General features: G+C 44.1%; 11 protein-coding genes. 10 read left to right on the top strand and 1 reads right to left on the bottom strand.

Annotation, left to right across the window (positions count from 1 at the left end; genetic code table 11):
• Window positions 1-29 precede the first annotated feature (29 nt).
• The 4 genes from NH568_RS05540 (at window position 30) to NH568_RS05525 (ending at window position 5,278) form a co-directional block, all read left to right on the top strand.
• Window positions 30-1,775, top strand: coding sequence for a PAS domain S-box protein (locus NH568_RS05540; protein ID WP_253045342.1), 1,746 nt, complete (start codon window positions 30-32; stop codon window positions 1,773-1,775).
• 352 nt (window positions 1,776-2,127) lie between these two features.
• On the top strand, window positions 2,128-2,775 hold the full coding sequence (locus NH568_RS05535; protein ID WP_253045338.1) for a transporter substrate-binding domain-containing protein: 648 nt from the start codon (window positions 2,128-2,130) through the stop codon (window positions 2,773-2,775).
• Between the two features lie 157 nt (window positions 2,776-2,932).
• Complete coding sequence (locus NH568_RS05530; RefSeq protein ID WP_253045335.1) at window positions 2,933-4,960, top strand: amidohydrolase family protein; 2,028 nt, start codon at window positions 2,933-2,935, stop codon at window positions 4,958-4,960.
• Between the two features lie 75 nt (window positions 4,961-5,035).
• Window positions 5,036-5,278 (top strand): hypothetical protein, encoded by a 243-nt coding sequence (locus NH568_RS05525; RefSeq protein ID WP_253045331.1) that lies wholly within the window; start codon window positions 5,036-5,038, stop codon window positions 5,276-5,278.
• Here NH568_RS05525 and NH568_RS24175 read toward each other — a convergent pair.
• Window positions 5,268-5,393, bottom strand: coding sequence for a hypothetical protein (locus NH568_RS24175; protein ID WP_366040828.1), 126 nt, complete (start codon window positions 5,391-5,393; stop codon window positions 5,268-5,270). The two genes, NH568_RS05525 and NH568_RS24175, sit on opposite strands and share 11 nt — an antisense overlap.
• Between NH568_RS24175 and NH568_RS05520 the strand changes: the two genes are divergently transcribed.
• The 6 genes from NH568_RS05520 (at window position 5,387) to NH568_RS05495 (ending at window position 17,117) form a co-directional block, all read left to right on the top strand.
• Window positions 5,387-5,554, top strand: a complete 168-nt coding sequence (locus NH568_RS05520; protein WP_253045328.1) for a hypothetical protein — start codon at window positions 5,387-5,389, stop codon at window positions 5,552-5,554. The genes NH568_RS24175 and NH568_RS05520 overlap by 7 nt on opposite strands.
• Window positions 5,555-5,684: 130 nt before the next feature.
• A complete protein-coding gene (locus tag NH568_RS05515) occupies window positions 5,685-6,119 on the top strand; it encodes a hypothetical protein (protein ID WP_253045325.1) in 435 nt (144 codons plus the stop codon).
• Window positions 6,120-6,599: 480 nt separating this feature from the next.
• Complete coding sequence (locus NH568_RS05510; protein ID WP_253045323.1) at window positions 6,600-8,081, top strand: hypothetical protein; 1,482 nt, start codon at window positions 6,600-6,602, stop codon at window positions 8,079-8,081.
• 10 nt (window positions 8,082-8,091) lie between these two features.
• Window positions 8,092-12,174: a hybrid sensor histidine kinase/response regulator transcription factor gene (locus NH568_RS05505; protein WP_253045319.1), complete on the top strand. Its 4,083-nt coding sequence runs from the start codon at window positions 8,092-8,094 to the stop codon at window positions 12,172-12,174.
• A 265-nt stretch (window positions 12,175-12,439) separates the two neighbouring features.
• The gene (locus tag NH568_RS05500; RefSeq protein ID WP_253045316.1) at window positions 12,440-15,103 is read left to right on the top strand and encodes a hypothetical protein; all 2,664 of its coding nucleotides are present in this window, start codon (window positions 12,440-12,442) and stop codon (window positions 15,101-15,103) included.
• Window positions 15,104-15,539: 436 nt separating this feature from the next.
• Window positions 15,540-17,117, top strand: a complete 1,578-nt coding sequence (locus tag NH568_RS05495) for a Ca2+-dependent phosphoinositide-specific phospholipase C (protein ID WP_253045313.1) — start codon at window positions 15,540-15,542, stop codon at window positions 17,115-17,117.
• Window positions 17,118-17,129: the final 12 nt, after the last annotated feature.

The following is a 17,129-nucleotide window of genomic DNA, read 5'->3' as shown; positions in this document are numbered from 1 at the left end:
TGCTTTCACCTATGCTCAGAGGTTAATTGATGATTCAGTCACTCTTCTCCGGTAAGTCGGATAACACTCAAGCTATCCTGGATCAGGCTATTGATGCCGTGATCAGTATCAACACCAAAAACAACGTTACTTATATGAATGCAGCTGCAGAAAAACTGTTTGGCTACAGTAAAACCGAGGTGATAGGTAAAAATGTCAAAATGCTTGTTCCCCGGGAATTTGCGACTAACCATGATGAATACGTTAATGCCAACCGCAACGGTGGGCCAGATAAAATCGTCGGCACGTCGCGCGATATTCAGATTGAAACTCGCAGTGGCGAGAAGAAGTGGTGCAGTCTGTCATTGTCTAAGGTGCGCCAATCTGATGGCATTCATTACACCGCATTTATTAAAGATATTACCGTACAAAAAGAAGCACAAGAGCGGATCGACCAGACGCTTGAGCAGTGTATTGACGCTGTTGTATCTATTGACCACAGCAACATAGTGACGTTTTTTAATCCAGCGGCAGAGCGTTTGTGGGGCTATCAACGAGATGAAGTGATAGGTCGCAATGTAAAAATGCTCGTGCCAAAAGCAATTCAGGGCAACCATGACGAAATGGTTAATCGCAATCGCAGAACTGGTGAAGATAAAATTGTCGGTACGTCGAGGGATGTGGAAATTGAACGCAGTGACGGTCAGGTATTGTGGGCCAATCTGTCCTTGTCGAAAGTTAATGTGGCTGGAAAAATAGCTTATACCGCATTTGTTAAGGATATCACCGAAGAAAAAGCCCAGCGAGACCAGATTGCGCTACTTTCGTTGGTTGCTAACGAAACAGACAATTCTGTGATTATCACAGATGCAAACGGACTGATTGAGTATGTAAATCCCGGATTTACCAAGTTATCGGGGTACGAGCAACACGAAGTGTTGGGCAAAAAGCCAGGCCATGTCTTGCAGGGTAAGCATACTTCACCGGATACCAAAAAACGGATAAAAAAGAACCTGGAGCAGCGCACCCCGTTTTATGAAGAGATCCTAAACTATACAAAAGAAGGCGACCCCTACTGGATAAGTTTGGCAATCAATCCGGTATTTGATGACAAGGGGAGTTTGATCCGCTTTGTATCGATTCAGGCAAACGTGGACAGTACTAAGCGTGTCGCATTGGAAAATGATATCCGCCTCAGAGCCATAGGTGAGGCTAATATAGTGCTGGAGTTTGATCCTCTGGGTGAGTTGACACTGATCAATCCTATGGGTCTCAGTGCTTTGGGCGCCAGCGATAAACGTGCCGTGCAGCAAATGCTAAAAACCTTGTCGAGTTACCTCAGTGACGAGCAGTGGCAGTCGATACGCGACGGTCAGTTCGTTAAAACCCAGCTTGCCCTGCCAACTGGTTTAAGTGAAGTGCAGATAGACGCAGCCATTTCTCCTGTGTTAGATGAAGATGGCAACTTAAATAAAATCTTGCTGTACGGTACAGATGTGTCCGAGCGCAATGCGGTACTGACTGAAACGCACCATGCCATGGCGCAGGTCCTGTCAAAGATCAGCACCATCATTAATACCATCAACAGTATTTCGGACCAGACCAACCTGCTGGCACTTAATGCGGCCATTGAGTCGGCCAGAGCTGGTGACGCGGGCAGGGGCTTTGCGGTTGTGGCAGACGAGGTTAGAAGCCTGGCGATGCGTACCACAGAATCAGCGGGAGAAATCGGTGGTTTAATTGATGAAACGCGACAACATGTGGATCAGCTGAGTAGTTACATTCAGGCAAAGTAAGCTTGGAGGGCAGACTATTAGTCTTCGCGCATTGATGTCCGTAACAGGCAAGCCTCCTGTAGGAACATAAAGGCGTCAATGAGTATCCTCAGTTGATGGTCTGAATCAGCAAGCCCATGGTCAGGCGCTTACTTTGACCGACGACCCAGCTGGCTGTGATTCTATGACTATTTCACACAATTTTTTAATTACTAATCATCCCAATGATTTCCTCAGACGTATATAGGTTATGTGCGTTGCATAATTCTGGTTTTAACGCTCTTTAAGTTGGTTACATATGCGGTATGTTAATTTAATTGTTTTGGTTTCATTTTTGCTGTGGTCTTTAGTCGCTACAGGCCAGGATTCACCTTTGAAAGGTTTAAGTCAGCTCAAAATTGTAACTGAAGATCTGCCGCCATATCAGATGTCAGGCAAGAATGGGCAAGTAGAAGGCGTGGCCGCTGAGAAAGTTACTAAATTACTGTCCGATTTGAATATTAAAGCCGACATTGAAGTTATGCCGTGGGCCAGGGCATACAAAACAGCAGTAGATGAACCAGGAACCTTGATTTTCTCAATTGTAAGAACACCGGACAGAGAAGCCTTGTTTCACTGGGTCGGTGTGCTGATGAGCACCAAAACTTATCTCATTGCACTGCAAGACCGAAGCGATATTAAAGTGGAGAAACTATCTGATCTGCTTAACTACAAGGTCGGGGTAAAGCGTGACGATGTGGTGTTCCAATATCTGTCAGGAAAGAAACTGCTCAACACCACAGTTGTGTTGCCCGAGACATTGGTCACAGTAAAAATGTTGCTAAGAGGCCGGGCGGACATAATAGCTGCATCCCCGGTACATTTGGACTATATGTGCAGTAAAATTGGCTGTAAACGAAGCGATTTTAAATTTTTATTCGAACTGGATGAACTTAGCAGCGACTTTTACCTTGCCGCGAACAGGCAAACGCCATCTGAGGTGATCTCACTCCTAAAACAACAGCTCACGGAGCCAGACTAAGCATTGAAAAGTTACAACGCAGAGCATGCGCTTAATAGGGACCTAAATTCCGTTTCATGAAATAATCCAAGTATTTAAAATCATAGTGTTTTTGAAAATTTCACAGTTGAATATGATATAAACGTTGTTGATTAAAATAATATGTAAGGAAAACACAGTGAAACAAAACACGATAAGGAGCTTTGCAGCGCGGCACTTGTTCGCTGCAACAACTGTTCTATCTGCCGTTTATTTGCCCGCAGCACTTGCACAAACCATAGTGAATAACATCTATTCAGAAAAAGGGCTGGCTGGCACAATGAGCCAGACACAGTTAGATGCGAGTACATACACATCACAGGCTCGATTTGGCTGGAATAACCGTCGTATTGTGATTGATGAGACGCTCAAACTTGACGACAAAGGCAGGGTTTTGGGCTTTGAAGTCCAGGGGCAGTCTGCTTTTGGCGCAGACATCAGTGAATCTTATGTGTGGGAAAATGGTCATGCCAAGTGGCGAAATAATGACGAGCAGAGTAGTGCGAACACAACCCAACCGATATTTTACGTTCCAAAGAACAGCACGTTAGCAATCGACAATGCGCTGATCCGTTACCTGATCAAAAATGATCTTGATCAGATCGAAGTGTTACCCCACGGGAAAATCACATTCACAAAGTTGGACACGGTAAAGCTGGGTGATGAGCAAGTCTACTTGTATGCCAAATCCGGATTGACCATGACACCAGATTTTGCCTGGTACGACGAAGAAGGTAATTACTTTGCTCAGAGCTGGGGTGGCATGTATGTTATCCGTGACGGCTTTAGTACAGAGCAGTTTGACCAGCTAAAGGCCCGTCAGCTAAAAGCGGAGCAAATATATCTGGAGACCTTGGCTAAGCAGCTTACTGAATACCACTCAGCGTTGCTGCTAGATCAGGTGAACGTATTTGACGTAGAAAAAGGGACCACGCGCACAGGTCAGCAGGTACTGATTGAGCAAGGCAAAATTGTTCAGGTCGCGCCGAAGATCAAGCTTAGTAAAAAGGTGGCAACAGTAAATGGGCAGGGCAAAACCTTGATCCCCGGTCTGTGGGATATGCATGGCCATTTAAGTAAAGATACCGGTATCCTGAACATTGCTACCGGTGTAACCAGTGTACGGGACATGGGCAATGAACATCAGAATCTGATGGAGATTCAGTCTTTGTTTGATACAGGTAAAGTACTGGGTACTCGTGTATATCGCGCGGGATTCATGGACAAATACAGTGAAAACTCTGCCGGTTTAAGCGTTAAAACGCTGGAAGAAGCGCTCGAGATGGTGGATTTTTTTGCCGATAATGGCTACGTCCAGATCAAGCTCTATTCATCTATCGATCCTAAATGGGTTGAGCCGATAGCACAACGGGCGCATAGCCGAGGGCTTCGCCTCAGTGGTCATATTCCGGCTTTTATGACCGCAGAGCAGGCCGTGCATGCCGGGTATAATGAGATCCAGCATATCAACATGCTATTTCTGAACTTTTTGGCGGGTGAAAAAGTCGACACTCGCACCAAGCAACGTTTTTCTTTGATCGGTGAAAAAGCAGCTGAAATGCCGATGACCGGTGAGGAAATGGATACCTTTATCAAGCTACTGGCAGATAAAAACGTGGTCATTGACCCTACCGTGTCTACCTTCAGAAGCCTGTTAATGAGTAAAAACAAACAGATTGACCAAGAGTTTGCCGAGATTGCATCGCATTTGCCACCTAATTTTGTGCGCAACCTGAAAGGGGCTCAGATGCAGGTTGAGGAAGCGCACCAAAGTGCCTATCAGAACTCAGGAGACGCTATGCTGAAAATGGTTAAAATTCTCTATGACGCAGGCGTACCTATGGTTGCAGGCACAGACAGTGTCCCCGGGTTTACCTTACTTCGAGAGCTTGAGTTGTACACTATGGCCGGTATCCCTGCTACTGAGGTCCTGAAAATGGCCACAATCGATAGCGCCAGATTGATGGGGGTCGCACATCAGACTGGCTCTATAAGTGAAGGTAAAGTGGCTGATCTGCTTTTGGTCGACGGTGATCCGAGTCAGGACATCAAGGCCCTGAGAAAGCTTTCTCTGGTGATTAAAGGTACTCAAGTCTTTAAGCCGGAAGCGATCTTCGAGCAAATTGGCATTGCACCTTTTACCAAAGCAAGCCGCATCGTACTTTAATAAGTTAGTTGCAAGCTGGTATCTCATCAGCTTGCGCTCAAAAGCAACAATGCACCACGGGGGACACATACCATTGTGAAAAAACCTAACGCAGCCATGCCTGTGGATGAATTAGCAAGAGCGTATCCGGTCTTTGATGCAGTCACTGGGTGGTATTTCAGATGCCGGGAGGTGGGCCCGGGGCAATATCTAGCGCAGGGACGAGATCAATGGGGCCGAAGTGTTAGCGCGCACAGTACAGATCACAATACAGCACTTACTGAGTGTACTCAGTTTGCACGCGACATTCAGCACCGTGAGCGCTCTTCTAAATTATGACAATTGCGTGAAATATTTGTGCATCGGCCTTTGCTGGTTGCTTTTTGAGCAAAATGGCAACACACTGTTTGTTACCAATATTGGTGCAATAATGTAAAGGTGAAAATAATGACATTGATACTCAACAAGAAGAAGGTAAAAAACCTGTCTGGGCAGGTGGCCCTCGGTAATGGCAAAACACGTCAGGTTGGCGGGGCAATTTCCGCGATGGGATGTGGTCCAATCTCAGATCCAAACTATTCCTGCCCTTTATCTGTTAATGGTTACACTTGCTAGCTAAGGGCAGTTACTAAGGGGTAGGCCTAAGTGGTATGGCCTGGCCCTTTAATAACCCTTGATTAAAGACGTATATAATTCTACAAAAGACATAAGAGGCTCAACAGAATACAGTACAGGAGAAAGCATAATGGACTATAAACACACCCAAATTGGCACCGCCATATTGGCTGTTATGGGCACATCTGCACTGGTTCTTGCCTATAGCGCTGTCGTTAAACCCGAAGACAACGCAAGCTTTGCTTTTGTTGTCGTTGGCATCATCGCCATATTGTTTAGTTCACTGACAATTAAAGTAGGTGAGGGGCAGGTCCGCTGGTTTTTCGGCCCGGGTTTTTGGCGTAAATCACTCGATTGCGCACAAATAGACTCGGCAAAAATCATAAAAACAAAATGGTACAATGGCCTGGGTATTCGCCTGCTATCTACCGGCTGGTTATATAATGTCTCCGGTCTGAACGCCGTAGAACTCACACTGAAAGACGGCACCACCGTCAGTTTAGGCACCAATGAGGCAGAACAGTTACTTGCTGCGATTGAAAAAGCCTCAAGCTTGCAAAAATAGTTGTCAGGCATTACTGATAGAGTGCTTGTCAGTAATGCAAGATTTTTATGTCCTTCCTCAATGACGAGTAGAGATTACTTCAATAAACTTGGTAGTTGCAGAGTCTGCTGCAATATCATTGCACGGCAAACTTCATTGAACATTGCTATATCCAAAATGATTTCAGTTTTTACACATGAAGCAATGTTACATAATTGCTTCAATCTAAACTAACCTTTCATAGTTCATGTAATAGTTTACCTATCATTTATTCGCATTTTTTACGTTTGATTTACTTGAGAAAAGGCATTTTAAATGTTATTTATGTTAACAAATGTAACATTTTAGTGCTAATACTTAGAGCAGGAAGGGCTCTATTAATCAGTGAAGCGGGTATAACGCATTAGAATTCCTAAATATTTCGCTCAACCTTTCCTTGTCGATTGATAAAGGAAGAGCATTAATTTGAACTGAGCGCAGTTTAGGGCTGAAGGAGTAGAAATGTATAAAAGTATTGACGAGCGCAAGCCAAGATTGTGCCTTGCAACTAAAGCTAAATTCATAAGCATATTTTTCTGTGCATTTAGTGCAAATGCTGAATTCATATCGATCGATGGTAATAGTTGCCCATCTAATTTTCATTTGGCCACCCGTGCCGAGGCCAGTCTTAATCATAGCGAAGTTTGTAACATGCTTGCCGAAGATGAAGTACTTCGTCTGGATGATTTGGCTTCTATTTCAGGAGCGGGAGCTAATTGCAATATTACAGACTATGATCCTAGACAATTGAATAGCTCTTTATGTAAAAGTGACGAAATTCAATGTGGTGAAGGTGAGCAAGTTATCCGAGGACAAAAGATTAAAGACTATTGTGCTAGCGTAACTCTACCCGAAGATTTATCTGCATGGAGTTTAACAGCCAGTCTGAAATGTCACGAAAAAGGGCTGAGTGGGTTTTCACATTTTCAATATTTGCACCTTCCGCCTGGCAGTGATTGCCCCGAACAAGTGTTATTAGAAGAAAAAAATATCTTTGGACGTACTGTTGACTTTAAATTTGTAACGGGCAGTAAAACCGCGTTTTGTGAAGATAAAGTACAACCAGTATACAACGAGGACGGAAATATTATTGCGTGTCCCTATGGTTCTGAACTCGTTAGAGGTCAAACAGCAGAAGATCATTGTGCTTTCTATTGGGAAGATTCTGGCTTGGATACCAATGGAGCTCAAGTCTGCCAGAGCTATGGTGGGTTTAAAGAGTATCAGTACCGGCTGTTAAAAGACGATTACGCTCCAAGACTCCCAGAGTACAGGCCAGTTTGCAACCCAGATGGTAATACAGTCTTTGTATCGGAAGCAAGCAAAACTGTGATCTGTCAAGATGAGCAACTCCCACAGTATAACGAGTCGGGAGATTTGTTGAGCTGTCCTTCCTATACCGTAAGGGTGAATGGTCACAGCCCCGGCGTTGTGGATCACTGCGCATTTTTAGAGGGACATTTTTGGTATGGTCTAAGCCCTGAATTAGATCAAAATGACCAGTTAGTAGAAGAGGACATTTGTTTTACTGTCGCCAGACGTGGTAGCGCAGTCAAGAGGGTGAAAAATCGCGACGGTTCAATGACTTTGCTTTGTAGCAAAGAGGACTTTGCGCATCCAGTGGCTACGGAGATAGAAATAGCGAATGATCCAAGTGGTTTAAGCTGTGACAACAACACACAAGAGTACATTTCTGCAAATAGACAATATTTAGGACTGGTATTTCGCAGTCATTGCGCTTGGTTACCAGATGCGGAGCAGTTTATTGCAGAAGGCCTGGATATTAACGGGGTAGATGTTTGTGGCGAACATTCTCAGCCATATAGCGCTTTTAAGTTTGCAGGCTACATCTACCCTGGAGGAGTCAAAACCCCCGATTGTCAATGTGAGGGTCGAGGCTGCCCAAGCAGCCAAGATTCGGGACGGTTCAAAGGTCCCAATTGAGGGTTGAATAATGTTTAGCCGGATCACTAAAGCCATACTGCTGTATTGGCTTGCGGGTATTCACTTTTGTCAGGCTTATGCGATATATCCTGTGTTTAGTCATATAGATCGAAAACAGGGCCTGTCACACCCTCACATCAACGCCATTGTAAAAGATGCTCAGGGGTTTATGTGGTTTGCGACAGAAGATGGACTCAACCGCTATGATGGTTATGAAATCAAAGTGTATCGTTACAAGGCAGGTGACCCTAACTCAGTGAATGATAATCATATCACCACTTTATTGCTTGATAGTCGTGGACGCTTGTGGGTTGGTACTTTGCGTGGCGTCAGCCGTTATATTCCCGGTCAGGATAATTTTATCCGATATCCATCGATATATAACACGGCAGCCCGAGTATTTTCTCTATATGAAAACACTCAGAAAGAGGTGCTTGTAGGGACAAACGGTGATGGAATCATGCGGGCTGTTGATGACACCTTATCGTTGGAGTCGCCACGTGAACTAGATTTTATGCAAATAAAAAGTCGCAAAATCAAAGTACTGTCTGAGTTTGAACGTACTTATGTAGTGGGAACAGATGATGGATTATTTGTCATTGAACCGGATCAAAAAGTACTCAAAGATTATCACTTCAGTTATTCAGGTGGTGATGATCTGTTTTCAAATGATATTTATGCGATCCATAAAAAAGGTCCGTATGAGCTGCTAATTGGCAGTGGAGATGGTTTACATGTTTTAAACCTGCAAACCCAGCAATATTATACTGTGAGTAAGGTCATGCTGGATGGGTCTCAGACAAGTCATAAAGTGATCAGGACTATTGCTGATATGGGAAAGGGGATATTATGGCTAGGGACAGACGACGGAATAAGGGTGACAGACCGTGAAATAACACAATCGTCTAGTGTAAGAAGTAACCAAGAAGATCCTCGGTCTTTAAATGCGAACTCTGTGACCAGTGTTTTTAAAGATGATACAGGGCTTGTCTGGATAGGCACAAAGAATAGTGGTATCAATCTTTATAACCCAAATGTTCAGGCATTTGGTTTGCGTAAATTTGCAAATGACAGTCATGGATGTGTGGCAAGTAACGTTCACTTCAATATTATTAAGTCTTCCGAAACAGACATATGGCTCGATGCCTATCAGCAGGGACTATATAGACTTAATCTGACCTCAGGAGCATGCTTTCAATATGAAGGTATCGCGCAAGAACTATACCTGAAGAATGACGTGATCAATGCAGGTTCACTGTTTGAGCACAGCCAAGGTGATATCTGGTTTGGTACTTTGAAGGGGGCTATTTATCGGTTAAAGAAAGGACAGCATACCTTTGAACGATTTGTCGGTAAAAATGAAGCGCAACTTAGACCCGGTGCGCTGCGTGCGGTTGTTGAAGACTACAAAGGAAACCTATGGATGGCTTTTGATTATGGTGGCCTGCGTTATCTCGATTATGAAACCGAGCACTATCAGGCATTTTATTATGATGAAAATGATCAAAACACACTGAGCAGTAATTTTATCTTTGCGCTTGCATTGGACGAAAAGCGTAAAGCACTATGGATTGGCTCGGAGACCGGTGGCGTTGATAAGTATGAACTGGATACTCAACGTTTTATTCGTTACTGGCATAGTGAAAAGCGCGTTGATGGCTTTAAAAGTGGCGTCTATTCATTAATTTATGATGAGCGGGGAGATGTTTGGGCCGGCACTATGGGTAGTGGTTTGGCGCGTATTAGTGAAAAAAGTAGTGAAGTACGCTATTTCACCACGGACAATGGGCTACCGAATGATACAATTTATAAAGTCCTGAAGGATAATCAGGGAATACTATGGCTTGCAACAAATAAGGGCTTGGCGAGGTTTGATCCTGAAACACACGTAGTACACAACTATTACGCCAGTGATGGGCTGCAGGGAAATGAATTTAATACCGGCGGTTTTTTCGATTTGCTCAGTGGTGAAGTACTTCTCGTTGGCTCTCAGGGAGTAAATATATTCTCTCCGCCCAATATAAAGCTTGACCAGAGCAAAGCCCGCACAGTGATCACACAATTATTGCTGTTCAATCGGCCTCAAAATGCATTGCTAAAAACTGACGATGAATATCAGACCTATCTAAATTTAGAGTATCATCAAAACTTATTTAGTTTTGCTTTTTCCGGATTGCATTATGCTGATCCTCAGAGGCAGCATTATCAATATAAGCTTGAGGGATTCGATCTTCATTGGCGCACAACCGATTATAAGCTGCGTACAGCGACTTATACTAACCTCGACCCAGGAGAATACTTGTTTCGGGTAAAGTCTAGTAATCACCATGGTGTTTGGGGAGACGAAACTCAGGTTAGAGTAACAATTTTTCCACCTATGTGGTTAACCTGGTGGGCTAAACTTAGCTATCTGATTGTAGCCGTCGTCGTCGCGGTCGCTGCATATCGCTTTAGGACACGAAGTATGCGTGCGCAAAACCGGGAACTTGAGCTTCGCGTAGCATCTCGCACTCATGAACTAAAGCAGGAAAAGCAGCGGGTAGAAGCTCTGTTGCAACACAAGTCAAAAGAGTTTGAAAATATTTCCCATGAATTCAGAACGCCTTTGGCGATTATTATTGGCCGTGCCCAACAGCAATTACAGCAAACGATATCGCCGGAGCAAAGGGCGGCTTTTGACGTTATTGCCGTTACCGGCCAACGCTTAGCGCAGACCGTAGATGATGTAATTGCGTTAGCGAAGTTTCAGCAGCAAGAGCCGCAACATTGTTTTCGGTTGGTGTCTGTGTCCACACTGATAAGAGACATCTGTGAGCGGATGTCATGTTATGCCATGCTTAAACAGCAGCAATTTTCAACTTTTATTGACTCGGATATCTTTCACTATTGCCAGCCCTATGCCATAGAAAAACTGGTCAATAACCTGCTCTCCAATGCTATCAAGTACACACCAGAATACGGGCGAGTTACTGTAGTACTTCGGCAGCTAGGTGAAAAGTATCAGCTCACAGTCTCGGACAATGGTGTCGGCATTGCCAAAGCGCAGCAGGAAATGATTTTTAAACGTTTTTATCGATGCGATGACAGCTCTTTGATTGCCCAGGGTTCCGGGATCGGTTTATCGCTGGTCAGCGATGTCGTAAATCTTCATGATGGTGAGATAGAGCTGCACAGCGAGTCAGGTAAAGGCAGTCAATTTACTGTGACCTTTTGTTCTGCGCCGCAAAGGGCCGAAGAGCACGATTACGTAATTGACCCCAAAAGTATAGAACTGATGATGTTAGAGCAGCAAATCAACGAGCAACACACAGACACCTGGTCGGATAGTGCGTTATTGCCGAGTTTATTAGTAGTTGAGGACAACCTCCAATTGAATGCGCTGTTGCGAGAGCAATTGGAGGGCCGTTATCAAGTGCTTTGTGCATTTAACGGAGTTGATGGATTATCTATGGCAATAAATCAAGTACCGGACTTCATAATTAGCGATATTAATATGCCGAAAATGGATGGCTATCAGTTACTTGATAAGGTGAAAAACAATCCAGCAACCAGCCATATTCCCGTGCTCTTATTGACGGCCCAATGTGATGCAGAGTCACGGCTTACCGGGTTTAAATATAAAGCCGATGCCTATGTGGCTAAACCCTACCGCCAGGATGAGTTGCTGGCGATAATTGAAGCCCAGCACTTTAATCGTCAGAAAGTACGAGAACATATTGGATGTCTGTTAGCCAATGACCGTCCGTTAAGTGAAGCTGGTTTGGATGAATATAGTAATGAAGTTATTGACAAATGCGTCACTTATATAACCGAGCACTATCAGGAGGCGTCGTTGTCCGTGAAAACGTTACTCGATATCGCCTGTTTAAGTGAACGTCAGTTGCAGAGAAAGTTTCAGGAAACACTGGGGATGACACCCGGAGAGTTTATTAAGGAGCACAGGCTCAATTGTGCGCAACCTTTACTTCGTAAAGCCATTAAAGTGAACGATGTTGCACACAGAGTTGGCTTTAGCAGTGCTAATCATTTTTCTCGTCAGTACAGAGACAAGTTTGGTTATCCACCTTCTCAAGAAGCAAAGCGTTCGGCTTAAGTTTTAATAGCGCGAGATAAGGTTGTGAATGATTATCTGAGCTTGTATGTGAGGTGGTTATGCATAATGGTGTGAACGAAAGTAATCTCGACTCAAGTTGTCTCTTTCAAAGCATGAGTACAAAAACGACAAAGTTAAGATACAATCCGACATTTAAATAGGTGTTTGTTTTAATTGAATTTTAATCTTGTAATCTGAGCTCGCGTCAAAGCTGTAAGACAGCGATTGTGGCGCAATATATATTAACAGATAACAAGGTTCTTTTATGAAATTACATAAATTACTTTATCCCTCATTACTGGTTGGGGGGTTAGCCGGGCAGGCTGTGCATGCAGCTGACATTAATTTTTTTGCTATCTCAGATCCACAGTTTGCATTTGGTCATGGCAATGATGGGCGAGCAAGCCAAACCATGCGTGATGTGGCGATATTAACAGACAACTGTGCTGATTGTGCTAAAGTTGTTCCGATAGCTGGCGATCTTAGTATGGATGGCAATGGCAGAACCACTTACGGCAATGCCTATAAGGATATGGTTAGCCGGGGAGCGAAGCCGTTGGATGGTGTAGGCAACCATGATACCCATGATTACGCTTATGGCGAGACTAGTTTTGATGACAAAACTCAGCTTCTCAAGGGACAGGATTTGACCAACAAAGGATGGAAGATCTTTCACTACTCAGCGAACGAAATGAAAGCCGATGGTGGTGACTGTAATATTGGTGCGTATTGTAAAAATGCATCAGTTTATTACTATACCGCTAAGCTTCAAAACCCCACCGATCGCAGCGGCTCTGCTTACCTAGTCCAGCTGCATAATAATATCAATTCGGACAGTGCAGTTGCCTATCTGGAAAAACTGATACAAGATAAAGGCAGGGAAATTGGTGAGTCGCCCATCTTCTTGATTTCCCATCAAATTGACAAGAATAAAGGTGACAATGCAAAGATGCGCACATTGGTTGAAGGCCTAAATGTAGTGGCTGTTATCCACGGTCACTATCATTGTGAGCAGGTGGCGGGTAAAGGAAATCACTGTAATGCCACGGAGAGTGAACCTCAGCAAACTATTGAGCGCTTTTCATTGGGTAACAATGTTAAGGGTGTACCAGTGCCCTTTTTTAATGTCAGTGCTGCATTTCACAATATTTTCTGGGGTTTTAGTATAGATACAGATACCAATGTCTTGTCTTATAAACGCTTTAATCGTGGAGCTATGGGCAGCGCCTATAATTACGCCGGATCTTTTTCTGACCTGATGAATGATATTCCCTTAGGTGCTCATAATTTACCTTATCGTCAGAAAGGTTTTTTAACATGTAAGCTTGAAATAGGTAAAGGTGATTGTGTTACGCAGGCGCTGACGCAATATACAGAGCATAACAAGAAAGATGACAAGTGGCACGCCGGAGGCGCTTATGCCGAAGGGGTTGCAGAGAAGGACGATCATTTTGGTAAAGTGATTGCAACTGGGGACTTTGATGGTGATGGCTACGCCGATATGGCCATCGCGGCGCCAAATGAAGATATTGGCGGAGCTGATGACAGCGGTACTGTGAATATCATCTACGGAAGCCCGGCAGGTACAAATTCGATTAAAAGAAGAGGGTACGCGACGGCATTCAGTCAACAGGATATTAGTGGTGCCGCGCCTGAAGCGGATGACCATTTTGGCTTTGCGCTTGCCTCTGGTGACTTCAACGGCGATAGCTATGATGATCTGGCCATTGGTGTACCAAAGGAGGATTTGAGTTTTGGTGGAAATAACAATGACGGTATGGTTGTTGTTCTATACGGAAGTACTGCGGGGCTGAAGGCAGATAGCAAAGAGATTATTCATCAAGATACCAGAGGAGTTGCTGGGTCTCCTGAAAAAGATGACCATTTTGGCTTTGCACTTGCCGCAGGGGACTTTGATGGCGATAACTATGATGACCTGGCCATTGGTGTACCGAAAGAAGATGTAAACGATGGTGATAATAACAATGACGGCATGATACATGTGCTCTATGGTCGCAGTAGTGGGATCCTTAACGGCTCTGGCGTAGAAGAGCAGTCTTTCCATCAAGGCAAATTTGGTGGTATGAAGGTTGAAAAAGACGACCACTTCGGGTTTTCTCTTGCAGCTGGAGATATCAATGGTGATGGTTATGCTGAACTGGCTATTGGTGCTCCTTATGAAGATATTGGTGGTGATGATGATACTGGCCATGCCACTATCATGTACGGCCGCAGCTCGGGCCTGAGTACCTCGGGCTATCAGACTATTCATGGTGATAATTCAGAGATCCCCGGATCGGCGGAAGCTAATGACAGACTTGGCTGGTCACTGACAATAGGTAACTTTAATGGCGATAATTATGGTGACCTTGTTGTTGGCGTTCCCTATGAAGATCTTGGCTCAGGAGGTAACAACAATGATGGTAATGTGTTTGTTATATATGGTAGCAGCAGTAAGTTAAGAAAAAGCACGGTTCAGGAGTTCCATCAGGACAAGTCCGGGGTTCCAGGTAGTGCGGAAAAAGATGACAAGTTCGGTTACAGCGTCGCACATGGAGACTTCAATAATGATGGGTACGATGACCTGGCGGTCGGGTCGCCAACAGAAGACTTGAATGGTAAAGATAATGCCGGCAAAGTTGACATCATTTTTGGCTCGCGATCTGGGTTGAGTTATTCAAATATAAAAAGTTTTCACCAGGGCTTAGCTACAATCACTGGCTCTTTAGAAACCGATGACCATTATGGCTATGCCATTGCGACCGGCGACCTGAATAATGATGGGTATGATGATGTGATAATTGGCGTGCCTAAAGAGGATGTTAGCGCCGGAGATAACAATAATGATGGCACTGTGTCTGTTATTTATGGTACCCGTAATAAATTCACTATCATCAATGAGCAAGAAGTACTGCAAAAAACAAGATAGCAGAACAATTCAAACGCTAAAGCAGATACACTAATGAGGGTATAGTCGTGATACTTACCCTCATTGTTTTTTGCAGCGTTCCAGACGATTCTCTTCGCTCGAATATAACGAGCGCTGTATTGACTGATAGATCAGAGACATTTCATTTCACCTAGGGATGAGAGCCAAATTCAGTGACTCACCCACCAAAGTAAGCACAGAACCGACGAAGTTAGGTGTGAATACGACATGGTTACAACCTTATGTTTTTATTAGTTCTTAAGCCCTCTAATATGAGCCCGGCAGAGAGTGATAACAGATGTGTAGTCGCGCTATTTGATTCACCGTAATCGAGACTAGGGCGTTGACTGCCATGTGTTATTTATTCGACTTAAAGGTCAATAAGGACTCGCTTCTGTGGTGGTATTTAATCTGTGTAAAGACTTAAGGAAGTTCAATGAAAAACTATAAAAAATCAGCCTGTGCCGTAGCTTTATTTAGCGCGCTTTTTGTTTCTGCCCATTCTGCAGATGCCGGAAACTGGTGGGGAGAGGAGCAAACGTTTAGTGATATTCCTTACAACTTAGCCATTCAATTTAGTGTGCACAATACCTATGACAAAAAAGATGTTTATGGCATAGGTGAGAACGATGGATTCTATGGGTTTCTAGATCAACAGATAGCATCACTGGAAATTGATTTTATTGCCGAAAAAGTTGACGGTGTAACTCAATTCAATGTCGGACATGGATGGGGAGATCTGCAAAACGGAACAATTTGTGAGGAAACAAGTGGCAACAAGAGCCCTTTGGCGAATTGCCTGAGTGATGTCAAACGTTGGATTGATGATAACAATCCTGACTATCCCATAACCTTATTTTTAGATCTAAAAAATAGTGGTGATTACGATAGTAGCACCTATCAGGAGCTGGAGCAGGTATTCACGCAAAGCCTGGGGGATGTGACCTTATTTTCACCACCGGCTCTTATGGTTAGCACTGATAAAGTATACAGTTCTCCCCGTGAACGAGTTGAAAAAGTCGGCTGGCCAACGATGGCGCAAATGGCAGGTAAGGTGATTGTGTTTATTGCGACCAACAATGACAGGTTAGTCAGATACGCTCAGGGGGCTTATCACGATAACAAATGGGAAAATGCGAAGTTTTTTGTTGTTCCGACTCCGTGTGAAAGTGGTGAAAGCGATATTAACAGTACAGGTTGTAATTTTAGTCGCTTCCCTGGTCAGGTGGTTGCTGTTAACCAAAAACATCAGTACAGCACAGCCAAGGCAATGGGCTCCAGGGCATTGTCTAATGGCTTTGTGCTGCGTAATTGGGATACAGATGATGACTGTGATAGCAGTAGAGAAGATCTGTCTTACAATGATTTTCAAAGTGCTGTTAATGAGTTTTTTGCCACTCACTATGGAGCTGATCCCAGACGAGGACAGCGAAGCAATAATTATCCAACAACATGTGGTGTTCCATTATTAAAAGATCATCAACTATTACCGGGTCAAACCACGGAGCTTGCATTGGGGACGCGCATGGTGTCGTCATTGAGTCAAGAGCTTGCTGCTATTTCTGACGATGATTCAGTGTCTCACTACTTTCAAATCAAAAGTGTAGAGCAGGGCTTATGTCTGAACGAGGCCAATATCAGTGTCGGTGAATTAATTTCAATGCGCGATTGTAGCGATAACAATACTCGATTCCGAATAGAGAAAGTAATTGGTGGCCGTCATTGGCAGACCTCTGGTGGCACATTAATGCTGGAAGTGATGTTAAAGGATGATGGAAACAGTAATTTGCGGATGGAAGCCGAGAGCTATAGTGCCGGACGACCTGTGAAATGGGGCACCCTACCCAAGCCAGAGGCGCAGATGAATTGGTACCTAGCAAAGATGCCTGGTGGTAATTATCGTATTTTAAGTAAATACAATGGCCTATGCTTACGAGCGCACTATGACGATTACGTAAAAATTGATGCCTGTAACGGCCATGTCAGCAGTGAGTGGCAGATTAGCGCCTGGTGATCAAAATTTGCC

The organism is Pseudoalteromonas sp. XMcav2-N (genome assembly GCF_024124545.1).
Classification (GTDB): Bacteria; Pseudomonadota; Gammaproteobacteria; order Enterobacterales; family Alteromonadaceae; genus Pseudoalteromonas.
The sequence above is the reverse complement of the archived record's forward strand: the minus strand, read 5'-3'. Positions and strand labels throughout refer to the sequence as shown.

Coding starts and splice junctions, on each gene's coding strand:
- NH568_RS05540 (WP_253045342.1), top strand. CDS start 30: ATGATTCAGTCACTCTTCTCCGGTAAGTCGGATAACACTCAAGCTATC.
- NH568_RS05520 (WP_253045328.1), top strand. CDS start 5,387: ATGACATTGATACTCAACAAGAAGAAGGTAAAAAACCTGTCTGGGCAG.
- NH568_RS24175 (WP_366040828.1), bottom strand. CDS start 5,393: ATGTCATTATTTTCACCTTTACATTATTGCACCAATATTGGTAACAAA.
- NH568_RS05515 (WP_253045325.1), top strand. CDS start 5,685: ATGGACTATAAACACACCCAAATTGGCACCGCCATATTGGCTGTTATG.
- NH568_RS05510 (WP_253045323.1), top strand. CDS start 6,600: ATGTATAAAAGTATTGACGAGCGCAAGCCAAGATTGTGCCTTGCAACT.
- NH568_RS05505 (WP_253045319.1), top strand. CDS start 8,092: ATGTTTAGCCGGATCACTAAAGCCATACTGCTGTATTGGCTTGCGGGT.
- NH568_RS05500 (WP_253045316.1), top strand. CDS start 12,440: ATGAAATTACATAAATTACTTTATCCCTCATTACTGGTTGGGGGGTTA.
- NH568_RS05495 (WP_253045313.1), top strand. CDS start 15,540: ATGAAAAACTATAAAAAATCAGCCTGTGCCGTAGCTTTATTTAGCGCG.